This is a genomic window from Marinobacter sp. (genome assembly GCF_033722195.1).
GTDB lineage: Bacteria > Pseudomonadota > Gammaproteobacteria > Pseudomonadales > Oleiphilaceae > Marinobacter.
Window position 1 is genome coordinate 37,207 of sequence record NZ_JAWVZL010000009.1, and the last position, 20,297, is coordinate 57,503.

The 20,297-nt window shown below is 63.8% G+C and carries 19 protein-coding genes; 10 read left to right on the forward strand and 9 right to left on the reverse strand.

What is annotated here, in order from left to right:
* Positions 1 to 84 precede the first annotated feature (84 nt).
* Entirely contained in the window at positions 85 to 1,011 is a 927-nt protein-coding gene (locus tag R3280_RS03245) for a hypothetical protein (RefSeq protein ID WP_318997143.1), read from the reverse strand.
* 185 nt (positions 1,012 to 1,196) lie between these two features.
* On the opposite strand from R3280_RS03245, the gene purE reads away from it, so the two are divergent.
* From purE to R3280_RS03275, 6 genes are all read left to right on the forward strand, one after another.
* Complete coding sequence (gene purE, locus R3280_RS03250; RefSeq protein WP_318997144.1) at positions 1,197 to 1,688, forward strand: 5-(carboxyamino)imidazole ribonucleotide mutase; 492 nt, start codon at positions 1,197 to 1,199, stop codon at positions 1,686 to 1,688.
* A 112-nt stretch (positions 1,689 to 1,800) separates the two neighbouring features.
* Positions 1,801 to 2,940, forward strand: a complete 1,140-nt coding sequence (locus tag R3280_RS03255; protein ID WP_318997145.1) for a 5-(carboxyamino)imidazole ribonucleotide synthase — start codon at positions 1,801 to 1,803, stop codon at positions 2,938 to 2,940.
* 227 nt (positions 2,941 to 3,167) lie between these two features.
* Complete coding sequence (locus R3280_RS03260) at positions 3,168 to 3,746, forward strand: superoxide dismutase (RefSeq protein ID WP_318997146.1); 579 nt, start codon at positions 3,168 to 3,170, stop codon at positions 3,744 to 3,746.
* A 285-nt stretch (positions 3,747 to 4,031) separates the two neighbouring features.
* Entirely contained in the window at positions 4,032 to 6,092 is a 2,061-nt protein-coding gene (locus tag R3280_RS03265; RefSeq protein ID WP_318997147.1) for a putative bifunctional diguanylate cyclase/phosphodiesterase, read from the forward strand.
* 40 nt (positions 6,093 to 6,132) lie between these two features.
* Entirely contained in the window at positions 6,133 to 6,717 is a 585-nt protein-coding gene (locus R3280_RS03270) for a LemA family protein (protein WP_318997160.1), read from the forward strand.
* Between the two features lie 11 nt (positions 6,718 to 6,728).
* Positions 6,729 to 8,699 carry a M48 family metallopeptidase gene (locus tag R3280_RS03275; RefSeq protein ID WP_318997148.1) on the forward strand — a complete coding sequence of 657 codons (1,971 nt, stop codon included), beginning with the start codon at positions 6,729 to 6,731 and terminating at the stop codon, positions 8,697 to 8,699.
* Positions 8,700 to 8,741: 42 nt separating this feature from the next.
* Here R3280_RS03275 and gspD read toward each other — a convergent pair whose 3' ends face one another.
* From gspD to R3280_RS03305, 6 genes are all read right to left on the reverse strand, one after another.
* Positions 8,742 to 10,688 (reverse strand): type II secretion system secretin GspD, encoded by a 1,947-nt coding sequence (gene gspD, locus R3280_RS03280; RefSeq protein WP_318997149.1) that lies wholly within the window; start codon positions 10,686 to 10,688, stop codon positions 8,742 to 8,744.
* Between the two features lie 47 nt (positions 10,689 to 10,735).
* A complete protein-coding gene (gene gspC / locus R3280_RS03285; protein ID WP_318997150.1) occupies positions 10,736 to 11,569 on the reverse strand; it encodes a type II secretion system protein GspC in 834 nt (277 codons plus the stop codon).
* Positions 11,569 to 12,360: a type II secretion system protein N gene (gene gspN, locus R3280_RS03290; RefSeq protein WP_318997151.1), complete on the reverse strand. Its 792-nt coding sequence runs from the start codon at positions 12,358 to 12,360 to the stop codon at positions 11,569 to 11,571. Before gspN ends, gspC begins: the two co-directional genes overlap by 1 nt.
* 157 nt (positions 12,361 to 12,517) lie before the next feature.
* Positions 12,518 to 14,170, reverse strand: coding sequence for a chaperonin GroEL (groL, locus tag R3280_RS03295; RefSeq protein ID WP_318997152.1), 1,653 nt, complete (start codon positions 14,168 to 14,170; stop codon positions 12,518 to 12,520).
* A gap of 84 nt (positions 14,171 to 14,254) precedes the next feature.
* Positions 14,255 to 14,545, reverse strand: a complete 291-nt coding sequence (groES, locus tag R3280_RS03300) for a co-chaperone GroES (protein WP_318997153.1) — start codon at positions 14,543 to 14,545, stop codon at positions 14,255 to 14,257.
* Positions 14,546 to 14,707: 162 nt separating this feature from the next.
* The gene (locus R3280_RS03305; RefSeq protein ID WP_318997154.1) at positions 14,708 to 15,235 is read right to left on the reverse strand and encodes an FxsA family protein; all 528 of its coding nucleotides are present in this window, start codon (positions 15,233 to 15,235) and stop codon (positions 14,708 to 14,710) included.
* A 143-nt stretch (positions 15,236 to 15,378) separates the two neighbouring features.
* Here R3280_RS03305 and R3280_RS03310 point away from each other — a divergent pair, with 143 nt between their 5' ends.
* Positions 15,379 to 16,140, forward strand: a complete 762-nt coding sequence (locus R3280_RS03310) for an SDR family oxidoreductase (RefSeq protein WP_318997155.1) — start codon at positions 15,379 to 15,381, stop codon at positions 16,138 to 16,140.
* The gene (locus R3280_RS03315) at positions 16,121 to 16,450 is read left to right on the forward strand and encodes an MGMT family protein (protein WP_318997156.1); all 330 of its coding nucleotides are present in this window, start codon (positions 16,121 to 16,123) and stop codon (positions 16,448 to 16,450) included. Before R3280_RS03310 ends, R3280_RS03315 begins: the two co-directional genes overlap by 20 nt.
* Before the next feature lies 1 nt (position 16,451).
* On the opposite strand, the gene R3280_RS03320 is transcribed toward R3280_RS03315, so the two are convergent.
* Positions 16,452 to 17,972, reverse strand: coding sequence for an AmpG family muropeptide MFS transporter (locus R3280_RS03320; protein ID WP_413468735.1), 1,521 nt, complete (start codon positions 17,970 to 17,972; stop codon positions 16,452 to 16,454).
* The gene (locus tag R3280_RS03325; RefSeq protein ID WP_318997157.1) at positions 17,893 to 18,375 is read right to left on the reverse strand and encodes a YajQ family cyclic di-GMP-binding protein; all 483 of its coding nucleotides are present in this window, start codon (positions 18,373 to 18,375) and stop codon (positions 17,893 to 17,895) included. Before R3280_RS03325 ends, R3280_RS03320 begins: the two co-directional genes overlap by 80 nt.
* 236 nt (positions 18,376 to 18,611) lie before the next feature.
* On the opposite strand from R3280_RS03325, the gene R3280_RS03330 reads away from it, so the two are divergent.
* Together R3280_RS03330 and R3280_RS03335 are read left to right on the forward strand one after the other, a co-directional pair.
* Positions 18,612 to 19,583 (forward strand): response regulator, encoded by a 972-nt coding sequence (locus tag R3280_RS03330; RefSeq protein ID WP_318997158.1) that lies wholly within the window; start codon positions 18,612 to 18,614, stop codon positions 19,581 to 19,583.
* 364 nt (positions 19,584 to 19,947) lie between these two features.
* The coding region (locus R3280_RS03335) for an AraC family transcriptional regulator ligand-binding domain-containing protein (protein ID WP_318997159.1) at positions 19,948 to 20,297 on the forward strand (350 nt) is incomplete at its 3' end.

Genomic DNA, 20,297 nt, shown 5'->3' on the forward strand with positions numbered 1-20,297 from the left:
GAGCTAACGCAAGGGCTGGATACAAAGCGTTACAGGGAGCGGAGCCGGCGTCTTCACCGGCCCCGCTCAGCTAAAAACCCGGCTTCAGGGTGTCTTGCTGAGCTGGTCCACCTGCTCGGACAGGCGCACCAGGCGGGCGGTCAGCTGGGCCCGGGCCGCATCGATGGAATCGATCGCGTTCTCCACTTCGGCAAGACGCGCCTCGGTCTGGCTGATGCGGGCCTGGGCACGCTCCAGCTCGGCAAGATCCTTCTCCAGCGCGCTCACCCGGCCCTCCAGACCGCCGGCGGCCAGTTTCTGCTCCTGAACGAACCGCTGCAGCTGCTGCTCAACCCGGGCATTGACCCCATTCAGCTCTTTGCGAAGTGCGTCCACCGAAGCCTGCAGCTCGCTGTCCAGGGCGGCCTGGGCGTCCAGCCGGCGGCCCTGGGCGGCCGTGTTTTCGGTCAGGCTGGCAAGCTGGCTCCTGGCCTCGGCCAGGCCAGTCTGGAGGGAATCGATCGCAGTGCTGTTGCCGTCGACCTTCCCGGTCAGCGTTTCGATGGCCTTGCCCTGGGCTTCCAGCTGAGCGCGATTGCGCTCGTTGGCCAGCACCCAGAGTTTGCGGATTTCGCTGTTGGCGGTCTCGATCAGCGCCCTCTGGTCCTGCAACCGCTGCTCGATGCTGGTGCCGCGCTCCTCAAGGGTTTCGCCGGTCTCGGACAACTCGCCCTCGAATCTTGCCAGCGCCAGCTTGCTCTGCCGGGCCCAGTAATCGGCCTCCTCCAGCTGGGCGCTCATGGCCTCGATGCGTTGCTGCTGCTGGTACCAACCAGCCGCAGCCGCCAGCGCCACGACCACAAGCAGCAAGACCAGCAGGCCATTGCCTCGCCCGCCACCGCCACGGGGCTTGTCGGCACCGGGGGCGGGGCGGCCCGCGGGTGGCTGTGGTTTCTCGGCTTCGGGCCGTTGCGGAGCCGTCTTGCGGGGTTCGGCTCTGAGCTCATCGTCGTCGGGACGAATGGGTTCCATAGTTACCTCTGGGTTGGTGACGCTACAGCAGACATAAGTGGCTGATAATACCGCCTTGCCGGCAAGCCACCAAATGGCGGGTAGAAACTGCGCCGGCCCCCGCCACCAGCCATCGTGCCATTTGCATGGATCCCGGCCAGTCCATACAATGTCCGGCTTTCCCGAAGACGCTCAGGACCTGATCTATGCAGCCGCTTGTTGGCCTTATTATGGGCTCCAAATCGGATTGGCCGACCATGGAGCATGCCGCCGAGATGCTCGACAAGCTCGGCGTGGCCTATGAAACCCGCGTGGTGTCCGCCCATCGCACGCCGGACCTGCTGTTCGACTACGCCAAGACCGCGGCGGATCGGGGCCTGAAGGTGATTATTGCCGGCGCCGGTGGCGCTGCCCACCTGCCGGGGATGGTGGCGTCCCAGACCTCGCTGCCGGTACTGGGGGTACCGGTCCAGTCCAAAGCCCTGAACGGCCTGGACTCGCTGCTGTCCATCGCCCAGATGCCCGGTGGCATCGCCGTGGGCACCCTGGCCATCGGTCGCGCCGGCGCCACCAATGCCGGTCTGCTGGCGGCCCAGATCATCGGCACCTTCGACGACACCGTGCGCGGCGCCGTGGATGCCTTCCGCGCCAGCCAGACCCAGAGCGTACTGGACAACCCGGACCCGCGTCAGGGCTGAGCCCGGTTCAGTCGGACCGGCTGCCGGTTTATACTCACAGCAAGCTTCGAACCGAGGTAAGAGTCATGGGACTGCCAGCCACGCCAGCAACGCCAACATCCGGAGTATCCCTATGAGAATCGGCGTACTTGGCGCCGGCCAGCTCGGGCGCATGCTTGCCCTGGCAGGCTACCCCCTGGCCAACACCTTCGTGTTCTATGACCTCTCCGGCCACCCCAGCGTGGGACTGGGGGAGATCATCATCGACCGGGACGGTGAGCACCTTGCCGATTTCCTGAGCCGGGTGGACCGGGTCACCTACGAATTCGAGCACCTGCCGGTGGAAGTGGCCGAGATCATTGCCAGGACGGTGCCGGTGCATCCCACGCCACGTTCGCTGCAGGTATGCCAGAACCGGGAGGCGGAGAAAACCCTGTTCGGCGACCTGGGTATTCCCACGCCGGAATGGCGCATGGCCGAAAGCGCGGCCGAGCTGCAGAGGGTCGCCGAGGAGCTGGGTTGCCCGGTGGTGGCCAAGTCCAATACCGAGGGCTATGACGGCAAGGGCCAGGCGGTGCTGCAGTCGCCCGAACAGGCCGCTGAAGCCTGGGCGGCCATCGGCCACAAACGGGTGATGGTGGAAAAGTTCGTGGATTTCCGCCGCGAGGTGTCCATTATTGCAGTGCGGGGCGAGGACGGTGAGCTGGCCATCTACCCCATGGCAGAGAACGTGCACCATCAGGGCATCCTGCGCTACTCCATCGCGCCGGCACCGGAGCTCGATCCGGAGATCCGCAGCAGTGCCGAGGGCTACATCCGTACCGTCATGAACGAGCTCGGCTATGTGGGCGTAATGGCCCTGGAGCTGTTCGAGACCGACACCGGCCTGGTGGCCAACGAGATGGCCCCCCGGGTCCACAACTCCGGCCACTGGACCATGGAAGGCGCCGCCACCAGCCAGTTCGAGAACCACATCCGCGCCATCACCGGCCAGCCCCTCGGGGATGTCAGTGCCCGCGGGGTGAGCTGCATGGTCAACATCATTGGCGAACACGGCGACCTGCGGCGGGTCCTGGAGCTGCCCTATACCCACCTTCACCTCTACGACAAGGCCGAGCGACCGGGTCGCAAACTGGGCCATATCAACGTGCTGGCAGACGACTACCAGGAACTGGTGTGGCGGGTGCGCAACTGCGCCGAATTTCTGCCGGGCGCACCGGTCCTGAGCTGCTCGCTGAACCGGCGGTCAGGCCAGAATCGTCCCCAGGGTTGAAATCCGGTCTGCCAGCCCCGATCTTTACAGGACCGCGCCGGCGGACCCCCGTTCCGCCGCGCCCGCTCGCACGCCGAGGGCCAGCGCCGGCCTTCTGTAAGGGCCCACCCCGTGTAACGGTGAGCCATTTGCGTTATTGTTTCGCATATAAAAGTCAATAAACCCATCACGGGCGATCCCGCCGGGGTCAAACGTGGTCAATTGAGAGAAACAGGGAGAACGACCTCATGGCATTTGAACTTCCTCCACTGCCGTACGAAAAGAACGCACTGGAACCACACATCTCCGCAGAAACCCTCGAGTACCACCACGGCAAGCACCACAATGCCTATGTGACCAAGCTCAACAGCCTGATCGAGGGTACCGACCACGCCAACAAGTCCCTGGAAGACATCATCAAGAGCTCCAGCGGCACCCTGTTCAACCAGGCGGCCCAGGTCTGGAACCACACCTTCTACTGGCACTGCATGAGCCCCAACGGCGGTGGCGAACCCACCGGTGCCGCCAAGGACGCCATCGAGAAGGCCTTCGGATCGTTCGAGGACTTCAAGAAGGAGTTCAATGACAAGGCCGTGGCCAACTTCGGCTCAGGCTGGACCTGGCTGGTGAAGAAGCCTGACGGCAGTGTTGCCATCACCAACACCAGCAACGCCGAAACCCCGCTGACTGGCGCGGACAAGCCGGTACTGACCGCCGATGTGTGGGAGCACGCCTACTACATCGACTATCGCAATTCCCGCCCCAACTATCTGGAAGCCTTCTGGAAGCTGGTGAACTGGGACTATGTGAACAAGAACCTGGCGTAAGCCCGGACTGCTTGTGAAAACGCCCGCACCTGCGGGCGTTTTTTTTGGCTCCGGCCCGCCGGATCTCGGCTATGCTCTCCTGATAAGCTGCTTTCCCGGCAGCAGCGCCGGCGGGCAACATTTTGAAACGGTCCGGCGGGGATTATTCTGGAAGAATATGGCCCATCTGCCATTCCAGTACCCGCCGCCCCATACGCCAGACGTGACCGGGCGGGTCGCCAGGGACGACATTGCCCCGGAGGCAGAGGCACTATTCCAGGCAACAACGATAATAACCGGGGCCGAATGAACACACGCTTTGAGCTGAGACATCGTCTGGGCTACCGCATCCTGAGATGGGTTCTGTCCGTTGCGCTGGTCAGCGGTGTCCTGTTGAGCACCACCCAGATCATCCTGGACGCCCAGCGGGTCTCCGACGAGCTGGACCAGCAGGCCACCCAGACCCTGGCACTGGTCAGGGACGCCGCCACCCAGGCGGTCTTCAGTATTGACGCCGAACTGGCCCGCCAGGTGGTCGACGGCCTGTTCCAGCAGGACGCCATCCGTTACGCCCGCATCGCCCATCCGGATGGCGAACCGCTGGCGGAAAGCAGCCGTCCGCTCCGGCAGGCGCCCTACCGGCCGATGACAGACTCCATCTTCCAGGCCGAGCGGATCTACCAGATCAGCCTCTCCCGTCGCGCCAACCCGGACACCAACTACGGCACCCTGACGGTGCATTACGACACCGCCCTTACTGCCGCCCGGTGGCTTGAGCGCGCCACCCTGACCTTCACCTCCGGTATTGCCCGGGCCGTGATCCTTGGCCTTGTGCTCTATCTGGTCTACCACCTGCTGCTGACCCGGCCTTTGCTGCGCATCATCAACTCCCTGGCCCGGGTCAATCCGGACCATCCCGATGACCGGTTGCTGGAGATCCCCAAGGGCCATGACCGCGACGAACTGGGTCTATGGGTCAATGCCACCAACAACCTGCTGGTGGCCATTGCCGAGAACCAGGCCAAGCACCGGGAGGCGGAAGACCGCGCTACCCGGCTCTCCCGCTACGACAACCTGACCGGCCTACCCAGCCGTGAGACCTTCCTGGGCCTGCTGAGCACAGCGCTTGAGGAGCACCGCCGCAGCGGCCAGATCATCTCGGTGTTCTGCTTCGGTATCGACGACTTCAAGGGCATCAACGAGCAGTTCGGCTACCAGGCCGGGGACCAGGTACTGCAGAAGGTCGCCGACCGCCTGTCCGGCGAGCACGGCGGTGCCCACCGGTTCGCCGGCCGACTCGGCAGTGACCAGTTTGTGGTGATGGAGCAGAACCTGAAAGATGACTATCACGCCGCCGCCACCGCCGAGTGGCTGCTGCAGGTCATCGCCCGGCCGATCGAACTGGGCAATCGCGAAGTGTCCGTGTCCGCCACCATCGGTATCGCACTCTTCCCGGCGGACGCCGAGCATGCCGACCAGCTGCTCCAGCGCGCCGAGCAGACCATGACCCTGGCCAAGGCCGCCAGCCAGAACTATTTCCAGTTCTACGTCGCCAGCGTCGATCAGCAGATACGGGACCGCAAGCGCCTGGAGAAGGACCTCTCCATGGCCCTGGCGGGGAACCAGTTCCATCTGGTCTACCAGCCCCAGGTCAACCTGGAGTCGCGCCGCATCATCGGTGCCGAGGCCCTGCTGCGCTGGAACCACCCGGAACGGGGTCTGGTGCCACCGGACGAGTTCATTCCGCTGGCGGAACTCAATGGCAGTATTGTCGAGATCGGCGAGTGGGTGCTGGACCAGGCCTGTTGGCAGGCCGCACGATGGGCCCGGGTCAACATGCCGATCCGGATCGCGGTCAACCTGTCAGCGGTGCAGCTCAAGCAGCCGGATATTGTCAGCCGCGTGCTGGCCACCCTTAAACGGCACGCCATACCCCCTGGCCGACTGGAGCTGGAAGTCACCGAGACCGCCTTCATGGAAAACCTGGAAGACGCCATCGCCAAGCTCAGGCAGCTCCGCGCCGAGGGCATCAACATTGCCGTGGACGACTTCGGCACCGGCTACTCCTCACTGACCTACCTCAAACGCATGCCGGTGCAGCACCTGAAAATCGACAAGCAATTCGTCCAGGACCTGCTCAGCAATGAGGACGACACCCGAATTGCCAACACCATCATCGACCTGGGCAAAAGCCTCAACCTTTCGGTCATTGCCGAAGGGGTGGAGACGGAGGAGCAGGAGTATTACCTGCGCCAGCGCGGCTGCCAGCTGGCCCAGGGCTACTATTTCAGCCGGCCGCTGCTGCCGGAGCTTTTTGAGGCATTTGTAGGGGATTTTCATCGCAAACTGACCGAGAATAACACCTGACCGCTTCCCTCCCCGTTGTAAACAAGGAGTTCGTATGGACATGACTACCCTGATCGGCCTGGTGGTGATCGCGGCCGTTGTGGTCTTCGTGGTGATGATCTACAACCGCCTGGTGGCCCTGAGGAACCAGTTCAAGAACAGCTTTGCCCAGATCGATGTGCAGTTGCAGCGCCGCCACGACCTGATCCCCAACCTGGTGGAGTCCACCAAGGCCTACATGGCCCACGAGCGCAATACCCTCACTGAAGTCATGCAGGCCCGCAACAACGCGGTCAGCGCCCAGAAGGAAGCCGCCCGCGATCCGGCCGACGGCGGCAAGATCCGGAAACTCGGCAGTGCCGAGAACATGCTCACCAGGGCCCTGGCCAACTTCTATGCGGTGGCGGAGAACTACCCCGAGCTGAAAGCCAACGAGACGGTCCAGCAACTGATGGAAGAGCTCTCGAGCACAGAGAACCGGGTGGCCTTTGCCCGCCAGGCCTACAACGACACGGTAATGACCTACAACACCTTCCGCGAGCAGTTCCCCAATAACCTGGTGGCCGGCTTTCTCGCCTTCAAACCCACCTCCCAGCTTGAGCTGGAGAACCCGGAGGCCCGCCAGGCCCCGAAAGTCGCCTTCTAGGAGCCCTGATCATGGCAGTACAGGGCTTTTTCGACCGCCAGGCCAGCGCCCGTCGTAACACCGGCTGGCTGGTGCTGCTGTTTGTCACCGCCGTGGTACTGATCACCCTGGCGGTCTGTGGGGTCGGCTACTTGCTCACCCGCAGCCAGACCAGCCACTGGAGTTTCGACGCCTGGCTGCTGAGCCAGCACGGCCTGGTCACGGCCGCCGTGGTGGTGGCGCTGATCGGCGTCGGCTCGCTGGTGCGCTGGGCTGACCTGGCCGGGGGTGGCGACCGGGTCGCCCGCATGGTCAACGCCCGCCTGCTGGACCCCTCCTCCAGCGATCCGGACGAACAGCGCCTGCGCAACATTGTCGAGGAAATGGCGATTGCCAGCGGTGTACCGGTGCCCCAGCTCTACCTGATGGACCAGGAAACCGGCATCAACGCTTTTGTCGCCGGTTACACCCCCAACGAGGCGGTGATGGTGGTCACCCACGGCGCCCTCACCCAGCTCAGCCGGGACGAACTCCAGGGTGTGGTGGGGCACGAATTCAGCCATATTCTCAATGGCGACATGCGCCTCAACGTGCGCCTCATTGCCCTGCTGGCGGGCATCCTGATGATCGGCCAGATCGGCAGCTTCCTGCTGCGCAGCTTCCGTTTCCGGTCGTCCTCGTCATCACGCAGCAGCGGTCGCGGTCACGGCCTGATCGTGATTGCGGGGCTGGCACTGCTGGTGATCGGTTATGTCGGGGTGTTCTTCGGGCGGCTGATTCAGGCGGCGGTGTCGCGCCAGCGGGAGATGCTGGCGGATGCCTCCTCGGTGCAGTTTACCCGCAATCCCGAGGGCATCGCCGGCGCACTGTACAAGATCGGCCTGAAGGGCAGCTACCTGGACCATACCGGCCACGCCAGCGACATGAACCACATGTGCATCGGCGAAAGCGCGCGCATGAAATTCACCCAGCTGCTGGCCTCCCACCCGCCGATTGAGGAACGCATCAACGCCATCCAGCCAGGCATGCTGGCCCGTCTCAAGAGCCGGCTCCGCGATACCCGCCCGGCCGAGGCAACCAACATCCGCCCGGATCCGGTGGCCGGAGCCGCCGGCTTCGTCACGCCCTTGCGGGAGACCCTGCGATCGGTCACCGCGCCTCTGGCCAGCCAGCGCCACGAAACCACCGCCGACGCAGCGCTGTCCCGCCATGCCGGTACCGTCAGCGAGGCCGGCGAGGCCTATGCCCAGAACATGCTCCGCCAGTTGCCGGCCACCTTCCGCAGCCTGCTCTACACCCGCGCCGGTGCCATACAGCTGTGCTATGCCCTGCTGGTACAGGGGGAATCCGAGGCCGTCCGCCAGGAACGCCTGGCCATGCTGCCCGCCCAGGGCCCGCTGGCACTGCAGCGGGACTTGCTGGCCAAGCTGCTGCCGACCCTGGAGGGCGCCGAGGGGGCGCTGGGCTTCGTGGCACTGGAACTGGCCATGCCGGCCTTGAGGAAGCTCGATCCGGAGGAGGTGGAGGCCCTGCAGGGCCATCTCAAGCGGCTGATCGCAGCGGACGGCCGCCTGAGTCTGTTTGAATTCGCCCTGGCCAGTTTCCTGGCCCGCCACCTGGCGCCGGGGTCGGCCCGGCCCGTGCAGGTCAGGTTCCGGTCCTACCGGGGTGTGGAGCAGAACCTGGCCTGCCTGTTCAGCCTGGTGGCCCGGGCTTCGTCAGATGAGCCGGCGGAGGTGAAGCGGCTCTATCGCGAAGCCATGGCGGGGTTTCTGGGAACCCGGATGGACCTGCAGGCGCCGGCGAAGGTGACCATGAGGGATCTGCAGCAGGCCCTGGCCCGCCTCAACCAGCTCTCGCCATTGCTCAAGCCGGCGGTAATCGATGCCTGTGGCCACTGCATCCTGGCGGACCGCAAGGTGAGCACCCGGGAATACGACCTGATCCGCCTGGTGGCGGACCAGCTGGACTGTCCATTGCCGCCCCTGACGGTAGCGGCCTGACAGTCGAGCATGGGGTCAGATGAAAGCCTTCATCTGACCCCGTCACTCCTGAAGCGTCTGCCCCGCGCCGGCGTCAAACAGCGTCTCGATGGGCGGCTGGTTCTTGTCGCCGGTGAGGCCCAGCTTTTCCCGCACACCCAGGTTCACTTCCCACAGGCCGTTGTACTTCTGGTTGGTGGCGGCCACGGTGTCGCCCTTGTCCAGCATGATGGTGGGTCTCAGGAACACCAGCAGGTTGCGCTTGACGCGGGTTTCGGACTCCGAGGAGAACAGCCGGCCCAGGTAGGGAATGTCCCCGAGCAGCGGCACCTGGCTGCGGTTGATGCGGTAGTCCTCGGTGATCAGGCCGCCCAGCACGATGGTCTCGCCATCGTCCGCCAGCACGGTGGTCTTGATCTCCCGTTTGTTGGTGATGATGTCCGAGGCCGCCTCGATGCTCTCCGCCACGTTCTCGGTGGTCTGCTCCACCACCAGCCGGACCAGGCCGTCGGCGCTGATGCTGGGGGTGACCTTCAGGGTCAAACCGATATCCCGGCGCTCGATGGTGGTGAACGGGTTATTGAGGCCGGCACTGGTGTTGGTGGTCTGGCCAGTCCGGAAGGGCACGTTCTGGCCGACGATGATCTCGGACTCCTGGTTGTCCAGGGTGATGATGCTGGGGGTAGACAGGAGGTTCGCGGCGGTGGAGGTGGACAGCGCCTGCAGCAGGATGCCCCAGGTGATGCCGTCCTCATCACGCTGCCCGGCACCCAGGGTCAGGCCGCCGGTGGCGGGCGAAATGATCTGGTCCGACAGGATGGCGCCGATGACGTCCCCGATGCTGCGGCCGACATTGCCGAAATTGGACCCGGCTACCGGTGTCGACTTGCCGGATTCGTCACCCACGGCCACCTGGACCCCCAGGTCCTCCCCCAGTTCGTCACTGATTTCAACGATGGCGGCTTCGATCAGGACCTGGGCCCGGCGCACATCCAGCTGGCCGACGATCAGTTCCACTTCCTGCATCATCGAGGGCTCGGCACGCACCACCAGGGCATTCAGGCCCTCATCGGCAAACACCGAGAAGCCACCGCGCTGACCACTCTGGCCGGCGGCGCCCTCGCCTCCCTGAGGCGCGATACCGCTCATGACGCCCTTGAGGATCTCGGTCAGGGTCTGGGCATCGGCGTGGCGTAGCCGGATGACCTGGGTGCTGCCGCCGGTGGCGGAAGGCTGGTCCAGCTTGCGGATCAGGCCGCGCATCTTTTCCCGGAAGGTTTCATCGCCCCGCAGGATCAGGCGGTTGCTGCGCTCATCGGCGGTCACGCTGTACTTGCGGGTGGCCTCGTTGGCGCCCTTGCCAAGTTCGTCCGGGGCCAGCTCCTTGAGCAGGGTCACCAGGTCACCCACCCAGGCCTCCCGGAGCTGGATGACCTCCACCTCGTATTTGGAGGGGCTGTCCAGCTCCCGCACGATGGACTCGATGCGATCGATATTGGACGCATGATCGCTGACGATCAGTGCATTGGCAGCGGCAACCCCCGCGAGATGACCGTACTTGGCCACCAGGGGGCGCAGAATGGGCACCAGCTCCAGGGCATTGGCGTTATCCACCTGGATCACCCGGGTAATCAGCTGTTCGGAGGGTATCTCGGTGAAGCGCCCCAGGGATTCGGCGGACTGTTTGGCGTCCACCTGCTGCACGATCTTGATGACTTCCTCACCGGGGATGGCGGTAAAGCCGTGGACCTGCAGCACCGCCAGGAAAAGGTCGTAGATTTCGTCCTTGTTCATGGGCGCACTGGACAGCACCGTCACCTTGCCCTTCACCCGCGGGTCCACCACGAAGCTGTAGCCGGTGATATCCGCCACCTGGGTCACGAAGGCCCGGATGTCGGCGTCCTTCAGGTTAAGCCGCCAGGTCCCCTCCGGCTCCTGCGCCATGGCTGCCAACGGCAAGAGTAAGGCAAGCAGCAGGGTCCGCAGGAAGAAAAACTTTGGGTATGTCATGCAGAGGTCGCGTCCTGTTTGAAAAGCCCGATCGTCGCTTTGTTATATTACTGGGGTAAGGCATAACTTACTGTGAAGCGGGCGCCGCCCCGTTCTATCTCTATCTCAAGCTGGCCCTGGGAGCGCCAGGACTCCAGCAACTGGGTGTCCTGCGTCAGGTCACCCAGGGAATGGCCATTGATGGCCGTGATCACATCGCCCTGCTGCAGGCCTATGGCGTTCAGCATGGCGCTGGAACCGTCGTAGACGTAACCGCTGGCACTGCCCTCTTCCACCGGTTGCAGGCCGAACGGCTGCAGTGCCTGGGCGCCCTCTGCATCCAGGCGCTGTCTGGCTTCGGCAACGAACTCATCCGCCGAAGAGATCTGGGCCACCGGTTCCTCGGTGATCAGCTCGCTGGATACGGACTCCTCGAAGGTAAGCGTCTCGAACTGGCCGTTACGCTTGATCAGGATACGGGTGGGTTCCACTTCCACCAGCTCCACATTGCCCGGCAGGCTCTCGCCGACGCGGTAGTGTGCCGTGACTCCGTCGGTTCCTGCAACTATAGCACTGGACAGGTCCGGCTGCTCCGACACCATCACCCCCTCGAGCCGCAGCCGCAACCGGGTTTCCGGCGCCGAGCGGCGGATCACATCTGCCACCGGCGCGTTCCTCGGCGGTTCGCCGAACAGGTCGAAGGCCGCCAGGGTGGAACCGGTAAATTGGGCCCCACCAGCGCTGGTCTGGGCCTGGACCGGCGGCACCGGACGTTCCTGCCAGGCGATCAGCCAGGTCATGCGGGCCAGAACCACCGAAAAATAGATCACCAGTCCCACCAGCAGTAAGTTGGCCAGCCAACGCGCCGGACGCTGGAACCTGGGCATTCTTGCCGTCGCCATCAGCCCGCTCCCGGCAGCAACGGCTGCCTGACCCGGAAGATGACATCGCCGGGCCGGGCCGCGGCGGACCAGTTCTGACCGGCCAGATCCACCAGCCTCTTGTAGACTTTCAGCTCCAGCATGCCGTCGGCAAAGATGTCGGCCTGGGCCGCGGGTTCGCTCTGGCCGGCCTGGGAGATCGCCAGTGACAGGTGCTGATCGGCGTCGTTGAGCACCGCCTCCATGGGCGGAAAATTGGCGCTCTCCATGCGGTTGCCCATGGGCCAGGTCACCTCGCCGCCGGGCCAGCGGGCCAGGCCGCGGGCCTCGGTCAGACGGCCATCGGCCCAGCCGACGCTCAGCCTCTCAACATCAATATCACCGGCCAGCAGCGCCCCGCCGCTGCGGCGGATCAGCTGCTCGAATTCCCTCACCCGCACGGAACCGTCGGCGCTCAGCCGCGCCTGCCCCGGCCAGGCCAGCACCGCCTCACCCTGGAGGCCGGAAGATACGGTGTTCACGGTAAAGCGCACCGGCAGAGACAGCTCGGTCAGGGACGGCATCTGAAGGTCCCAGGTCAGGTGCAGGGGGTGATTGTAGGCGGTGATGGCGGCGGCGCCCTGCCAGACCTGACCGGAGACAGAACCCACCTGGACCTGCGGCGGCAGAGACACATGGGGCGAGAAACGCTGCCAGAGCCAGCCCGCCGGCACCGTAAACAGCAGCACCAGGGCATAGACCAGCAGACCCAGGAGCAGGAGCCAGACGACCTTGGCAGGGCGCAGGAAAGCGGGATGATCGGGTTTTGTCATACGGGGTCTGGCGTGGTGGGCTCACATCAAAAGCGCAAGCCTGAGTCTAGCAAAGCCCACGGGGGAGTTCATGACAAAAAACAAAAAAGCCCCCTGGCTTCACAGCCAGGGGGCTTTTTCGGTCTTCAGGGCGTGTTGCCTGGAGGGCCCGGGGGCATTACATCATGCCGCCCATGCCTCCCATACCGCCCATTCCACCCATGTCGGGCATGCCGCCGCCGGACTTCTCGTCTTCCGGCTCGTCGGTGATCATCGCCTCGGTGGTGATCATCAGACCGGCTACGGAAGCGGCTGCCTGCAGCGCAGAGCGGGTGACCTTGGCGGGATCCAGGATACCCATCTCAAGCATGTCGCCGTACTCTTCAGTGGCGGCGTTGTAGCCGTAGGCACCTTCGCCGTCACGGACCTTGGCAACCACAACGGAAGGCTCGCCGCCTGCGTTGTACACGATCTGGCGCAGGGGAGCTTCCATGGCGCGACGCAGGATGTTGATGCCGGCCTTCTGCTCTTCGTTGATGGCGTCAGCCTTGGCCAGTGCCGCGATGGCACGGATCAGGGTCACGCCACCACCCGGTACGATGCCTTCTTCAACGGCGGCACGGGTGGAGTGCAGGGCGTCCTCGACGCGGGCCTTCTTCTCCTTCATCTCCACTTCGGAACCGGCGCCTACCTTGATGACGGCAACACCGCCAGCCAGCTTGGCAACCCGCTCCTGCAGCTTCTCCTTGTCGTAGTCGGAGCTGCTGTCCTCGATCTGCTTGCGGATCTGCTCAACGCGGGCTTCGATGTCCGCGGCAGCACCGGCACCGCCGATAATGGTGGTGTTTTCCTTGGTCAGGTTAACGCGCTTGGCGGTCCCCAGGTCATCCAGAGTGGTGTTCTCCAGGCTCAGACCCACTTCCTCGGAAATCACGGTACCACCGGTCAGGATGGCGATGTCCTGCAGCATTTCCTTGCGACGGTCGCCAAAGCCCGGGGCCTTGACGGCCGCGACTTTCACGATGCCGCGCATGTTGTTGACCACCAGGGTCGCCAGTGCCTCGCCTTCGATGTCTTCGGCGACGATCTGCAGCGGCTTGCCGGCCTTGGCCACGCTCTCCAGCACCGGCAGCAGTTCGCGGATGTTGGAGATTTTCTTGTCCACCAGCAGGATGTAGGGGTCATCCAGTTCGGCGGACATGTTGTCCTGGTTGTTGATGAAGTACGGGCTCAGGTAGCCACGGTCGAACTGCATACCCTCGACCACATCCAGCTCGTCTTCCAGGCCACGGCCTTCCTCGACGGTGATGACGCCTTCCTTGCCGACTTTTTCCATGGCATCGGCGATGATCCGGCCGATGGTCTCATCACCGTTGGCGGAGATGGTGCCAACCTGGGCGATGTTGCGGCTGTCGTCGCAGGGCTTGGCCATCTCACGGATCGCCTTGACGGCTTCCGCGGTGCCCTTGTCGATGCCGCGCTTCAGGTCCATCGGGTTCATGCCGGCGGTCACCGCCTTGATGCCCTCGTTCAGGATGGCCTGGGCCAGCACAGTTGCGGTGGTGGTACCGTCACCGGCGGTATCGTTGGTCTGGGAAGCGACTTCCTTGACCATCTGGGCGCCCATGTTCTCGAACTTGTCACGCAGCTCGATTTCCTTGGCCACGGACACGCCGTCCTTGGTCACGGTGGGCGCGCCGAAGGACTTGTCCAGCACCACGTTGCGGCCTTTCGGGCCCAGGGTTACCTTGACTGCGTCCGCCAGGACGTTGACACCAGCGACCATACGCTTGCGAGCGCTATCACCAAATTTGACGTCTTTAGCTGCCATATCTCTTCTTTCCTGTTCGTGAAACCCAATCGTTAATTGTCTTCAAATCCAAACAATCGGATGGAATGAATGCCAGGCGCCGGATTACTTCTCCAGCACGCCGTAAATGTCGCTCTCGCTCATGATGAGCAGCTCTTCACCGTCCAGTTTGACGGTGTTGCCGGCGTATTGGCCGAATACCACGGTGTCGCCTACCTTGACCGCCAGGGCGCGAGTTTCGCCATTGTCCAGGATGCGGCCATTGCCTACAGCGATCACCTCGCCCTGGGACGGCTTTTCCTTGGCATTACCCGGCAGCACGATGCCACCCGCTGTTTTCTCTTCTTCTTCCTTACGGCGCACGACAACGCGATCGTGAAGCGGACGAATTTTCATTGCTCGATTTCTCCAATAGTCAGACTGTGTTTGGCAATGACAGTTGCGTGGAACGCCGGAGTCGTTAAACGGCTGTTTTTCCGCCATTTATCGCCTCCGACAAACTTGTGTTCCCTATGTGGGGCCCGCCCTTTGCATTTCAACGGGGCGTCGAAAAAATTTTTACTTTTTTTCGATGCGGTCGGAGCCGTCCCGGGAGCGGCCCTCAGGCTCCTCCTCGTACTCCCCTTCGATGACGTCATCATCCCCGCCGGGCCGCCGGGATCGACCGCCAAACGGATCCTGGTCGGCAAAGGGGCCGGAGCCGGCGCGGAAATAGAAACCCCGGCTCTGGGACGACGCCACCATGCGTTTCAGGGCCTGACCGGCCAGCCAGTGGCGGCTGCCGGGGATGAGACAGAGAAAACCGATGGTGTCGGTGACAAAACCGGGGGTCAGCAGCAGGGCACCGCCCACCGCCAGGATCAGGCCCTCGGCCACTTCCCGGGCCGGCAGTTCGCCGCTGTTGAGGCGCTGGTTGGCCCGCAAGAGCGTCGACAGACCCTGCTGGCGCAGGAGGGCGGCGCCGATCACTGCGGTCAGCAGGACCAGCCCGACCGTATTGAGGGCGCCGATGATCGTGCCCACCTTGATCAGGATGGTCATCTCGACCACGGGCATGATCACGAAGATAAGAAGGAAAACGCTCATTCATCTGCCTTTGTCTGAATGCTGCCTGATGGCGAACCAGCAGGCCTGACACGCCCCTTGCCGGCTGGGGGGCAAACGGAACTCTGGTATACTGCGCGGCTCTGATGACGGCAACACAGCTTAACCATTACTTAGGGCACAACATGAAACTTCAAGATTCCGTGATCGCAATCACCGGCGGCGGCCAGGGCCTGGGCCGCGCCATGGCGGAGTATCTGGCAGGCAAGGGTGCGCGGCTGGCACTGATCGACCTGATGCCGGAGAAACTGGAACAGGCGGTGGCCGCCTGCAAGGCCGCCGGGGTGGAAGCCCGGGCCTACGTCTGCAACGTGGCCAAAGAGGAAGAGGTGGAGAAGACCTTCGCCGACATCAACCGGGATTTCGGCCAGCTCAACGGCCTGATCAACAACGCCGGCATCCTGCGGGACGGGCTGATGGTCAAGGTTAAGGACGGCGAGATCGTCAAGCGCATGTCCCTGGCGGAATGGCAGGCGGTGATCGACGTCAACCTGACCGGCGTCTTTCTCTGTGGCCGGGAGGCCGCCTCCCACATGATCCGGAACGGCGACAAGGGCGTGATCATCAACATCGCCTCCATTTCCCGCGCCGGCAACATGGGGCAGAGCAACTACTCCTCCGCCAAGGCCGGTGTGTCGGCACTGGTACCGGTGTGGGCGAAAGAGCTGGCCCGTTACGGCATCCGGGTGATGGGCATTGCGCCCGGCTTCATCGAGACCGAGATGGTGGCCTCCATGAAACCCGAAGCCCTGGAGAAGATGACCGCCGGCATCCCGCTGCGCCGGATGGGCAAGCCCGAGGAGATCGCCTCCGCCGCTGCCTTCATCTTCGAGAACGACTACCTGTCCGGACGGATGATCGAGGTCGATGGCGCCCTCCGCCTCTGACCAGGAGCCCAGCCGGGAGCAGCGGATCTGGCAGGTGGTCTGCCTGATCCCCGCCGGCCGGGTGGCGGCCTATGGCCAGGTGGCGGAACTGGCGGGGCTGCCCGGCCTCGCCCGTTTTGTCGGCCGCGCCCTGGGCCGCCTGCCGGACGGCCACCAGGTGCCCTGGTATCGGGTGCTGAAGAGCGACGGCCGCATCGCCATGCCGGCTGGCAGCGAGGGCCACGAGAACCAGAGCCGGTTGCTCAGGGAGGAAGGCGTGGAGGTGACCGATGGCCGGGTGGCCATGAGCCGCTACCGCTGGCGGCCTTGAATCAGCGCCGGGGCTCAACCGGACCGTCACTATCGGTTTCGTTGTTGGCGTCAGCGATGGCGTCGTTCGCGCGGGAGACCGCATCCAGGCGCTCACCGTGGCGCATCATCCACAGCGCCAGCACAATGGCCGGAATCCCCATCAACGCCGAGAGAAAAAAGAACTCCACGTAGCCAAAACCGGCCACCACCATACCGGAGAAGCCCCCCAGGAACTTGCCCGGCAGGGTCATCAACGAGCTGAACAGGGCGTACTGGGTGGCGGTGAAGGACGCACTGGTCATGCTGGAAAGCCAGGCAATCAAAGCCACGTTGGCAATGCCGCCGCTGAGGTTATCGGCACTGACCACCAATGCCAGCAGTGCGATATCCGCAGGCTGCTGGGCGATCACCACGAACAGCAGGTTGGTGGCTGCGGTCAGCACCGCCCCCGCCACCAGGATCGGCCGCACCCCGTAACGCACCACCAGCACGCCCCCCAGCAGCGAGCCGCCAATGGTCATGAAGAAGCCGAAGATCTTGGTGACATCCGCCACCTCGGTCTTGGAGAAACCCATGTAGGTCAGGTAGAAGGGGTTGGCCATTACTCCCATGGCAATATCGCTGATGCGGTAGACCGCCACCAGCACCAGGATCAGGATGGCCAGCTCCCGGTAACGGCCAAAGAAATCCACGAAGGGGCCGGCCACCGCCGCCGAGAACCAGCCGGCCAGCTTCGCCATGCGGGGAGACAGGTGGGTGCGCTTGGCGGTCTCCCGGGCGATGGCATCGGCGAGATCTTCCGCGGCACTGAAATGATTCACCCTGGGCTCCCGTACCACCAGCACCGTCAGCACACCCACCCCCACCAGCAGCGCCATCACCTCGTAGGACACCTGCCAGGACCAGAACTCGGCCAGGTAAAGCGCGCCGGCACCGGCCACCAGCAGCGCCACCCTGTAGCCGAAGATATAGGTGGCCGCCAGCGCCGCCTGCAGCCTGGGTTCGGCGATCTCGATCCGGTAGGCGTCGATGGCCACGTCCTGGGTGGCGGAGGAGAAGGCCACCAGCAGGCCAAATAGGGCCATCATGGTGGGGTTGACGGTAGGGTCGGTGCGGGCCATGAGCACCAGGCCGGCGGCAATACCCAGCTGGGCCAGCAGCATCCAGCTGCGGCGCTTGCCCAGCAGCCGCCCCAGCAGCGGCAGCGGCAGGCGGTCCACCACCGGCGCCCAGAGCACCTTGATGGAATAGGTGATGCCCAGCCAGCTGAAGAAGCCGATGGTGGCGGTCTCCACCCCCACGTCCGCCAGCCGGGCGTTGAGGGTGGAAAACACCAGCAGGAAAGGCAGCCCCGCCGAGAAGCCCAGAAACAGCAGCGCAATCACCTGCCACCGGGTGAAGGTGTAGAGGGTCTCGGCCAGGAAGTCGCGGCGGTGGCGGTTCAGGATCGTGCGGCCCTCGTCAGTCGCGGAAGTTGTTGAACTGCAGCGGCAGATCCAGGTCCGCCTCCCGCAGCATGGCGATGACCTCCTGCAGGTCATCCCGTTTCTTGCCGGTGACCCGGACCTTGTCGCCCTGGATGCTGGCCTGGACCTTGAGTTTGGCGTCCTTGATCATCTTGACGATCTTCTTGGCCATGTCCGTCTCTATGCCCTGCTGCAGCTTCAGGTGCTGCTTGATCAGCTTGCCGGATTTGGTCTCGTCACCCTCGGCCAGCGCACGGCTGTCGATGTTGCGTTTGGCGAAGGCCATCCGCAGCATGTCCATCATCTGTTCCAGCTGGAATTCCTGCTCGGCACTCAAGGTGATGCCCTTGTCGTCCAGCTCAAAGTCGGCGGTCACGTTCTTGAAGTCCCAGCGATTGCCCAGCTCACGCTTGGCCTGGTCCACGGCGTTGGTGACTTCGTGCATGTCGATTTCGGAAACGATGTCAAACGAGGGCATGGTGGTTGCTCCGCAAGTGCGGACCCGATCACAGCCGGCGCCCGGCCTGGCGGCGCTGCCGTCGCCACTAGGCGATCGAATCCACATGTTTTACATTTAGCCAAAGCCTGGCGTTGTTAAAACGGTATAATGGCGCCGCTGCAGCCAATGCCCGGCCAGCACGCCGAAGGTGCCAAATCATAACAAGAGCGAGGCGGCACCGCATCTGACAATGGACTGGTGAGTAGTCGAAAACAATGCCGAACCTAGACCTTCCGATTCTCGTGGTGGACGACGCCAAATTCAGCAGCACGGTGGTCAGCCGGGCCCTGCGCAACGCCGGCTATCGCGATGTTCGGGTGGCCAATAACGCCCCCGCCGCCCTCAAGCTGATCGAGGAGCGCCCGGTGAGCGTGCTGATCGCGGACTGGCTGATGCCGGAGATGGACGGCCTGCAGTTGACGGACCGGGTGCGACAGCAGGACGAGCAGGAAAACCATTACACCTACATTATTCTGCTCACCGCCCGGGAGGGCGTCGGCGCTCTGGCGGAAGCCTTCGACCGGGGCGTTGACGATTTCATCTACAAATCCGACATGAGCAAGCAGCTGGTCTCGCGCATCTACGCCGCCGACCGCATGGCCGACCGCCAGAACACCCTGCTCACCGCCAACTCCCTGCTGATCGAGAACAATCGTGAGCTGGAGGCCACCAACATCATTGACCTGGAAACCGGCCTCTGCAACAACCGCTACGCCCGGGAGCGCCTGTCCCGCAGTCTGCGGGAAGCCGAAGCGCGGGGCGGCGCCACCGCCTATGTGCTGGTGGGCATCCGCAACTGGCAGGCGCTGAAGCGCCAGCACAGCCCGGCCACCATGAGCGAGCTGGCGGTCGGCATCGGCCGTCGCCTGAGCCACCTGATCCGCCCCATGGATGCCCTCTGCCGGGTGGGCGACAACCAGTATGCCCTCATTGCCCATTTCGCCAACAGCGACCACTGCACCACCACGGCCTTCCGCCGGGTCTTCGATGGCATCAACCACAAGGCCCTCAAGACCACCGCCGGCTACATCTCGGTGGAAGCCGGTATGGTGCTGTGCAAGGCCGACGCCCAGGCCGGCACCCCGGCGGTGCAGGACATGGAGCGGGCAGCGGTGCAGGGCCTGATGGACGCCTACGAAACCCGTCGCTTCGGCGAAACCCAGCCCGACATTCCGGCCAGTGCCTGAAGTCCGTTCCCAAGGGGCCGCCATAACCACACCCGGTGCAGTCACAATCAGTAACGACTTAATACATATTGCTGACAGATAAATCGAACCACATTCCCTATGATTGCTTCGTGGATGTAGTACGCAGTATCCGCCAAGACAGAAGAGTGTGCAGTCCTTCTGTCGCCGTTTGGCGATGTGAAGTATCCACCGGATCAAACGAAGTTTCAGGCACTTTCGTTCTTTCCTTGTTTTCAGGCCGGCTATCTAGCCGGCCTTTTTATTTTGGGCATGATCAATCCGGGGCATATTGGCCGCCCCCTGACACCCATTTTTTTGGCCCCCGCGTTATACTCTGACCCCACCGAAGCCAGAAGCCTGCACCATGAACTCCCTGGGAACCGCCTCCGTCGCCGCTCTTCGCCAGTACGTTCGGGCCGCCGAATCCGCCGGGCTGGATGTAGCCGCGCTGCGGCGCGGCGCGGGTCTGGCACCGGGTATCCTCAGCGCCGATGACGGCCGCATAGAGGGCGAGCAGCTACAGGCCTTTATCCGCCAGCTCAGTGACCAGGCCAGCAATCCCGTTCTGGGCCTTGAGACCGGTGATTTCGTGCAGCCGGGTTCCTATACGGTGCTGGGCTACATCACCATGAGCTGTGCCACCCTCGGTGAGGCCATTGCCCGCATTGCCCCCTACGAGAAGCTGGTGGGTGACATGGGTGTGACACGCCTGGA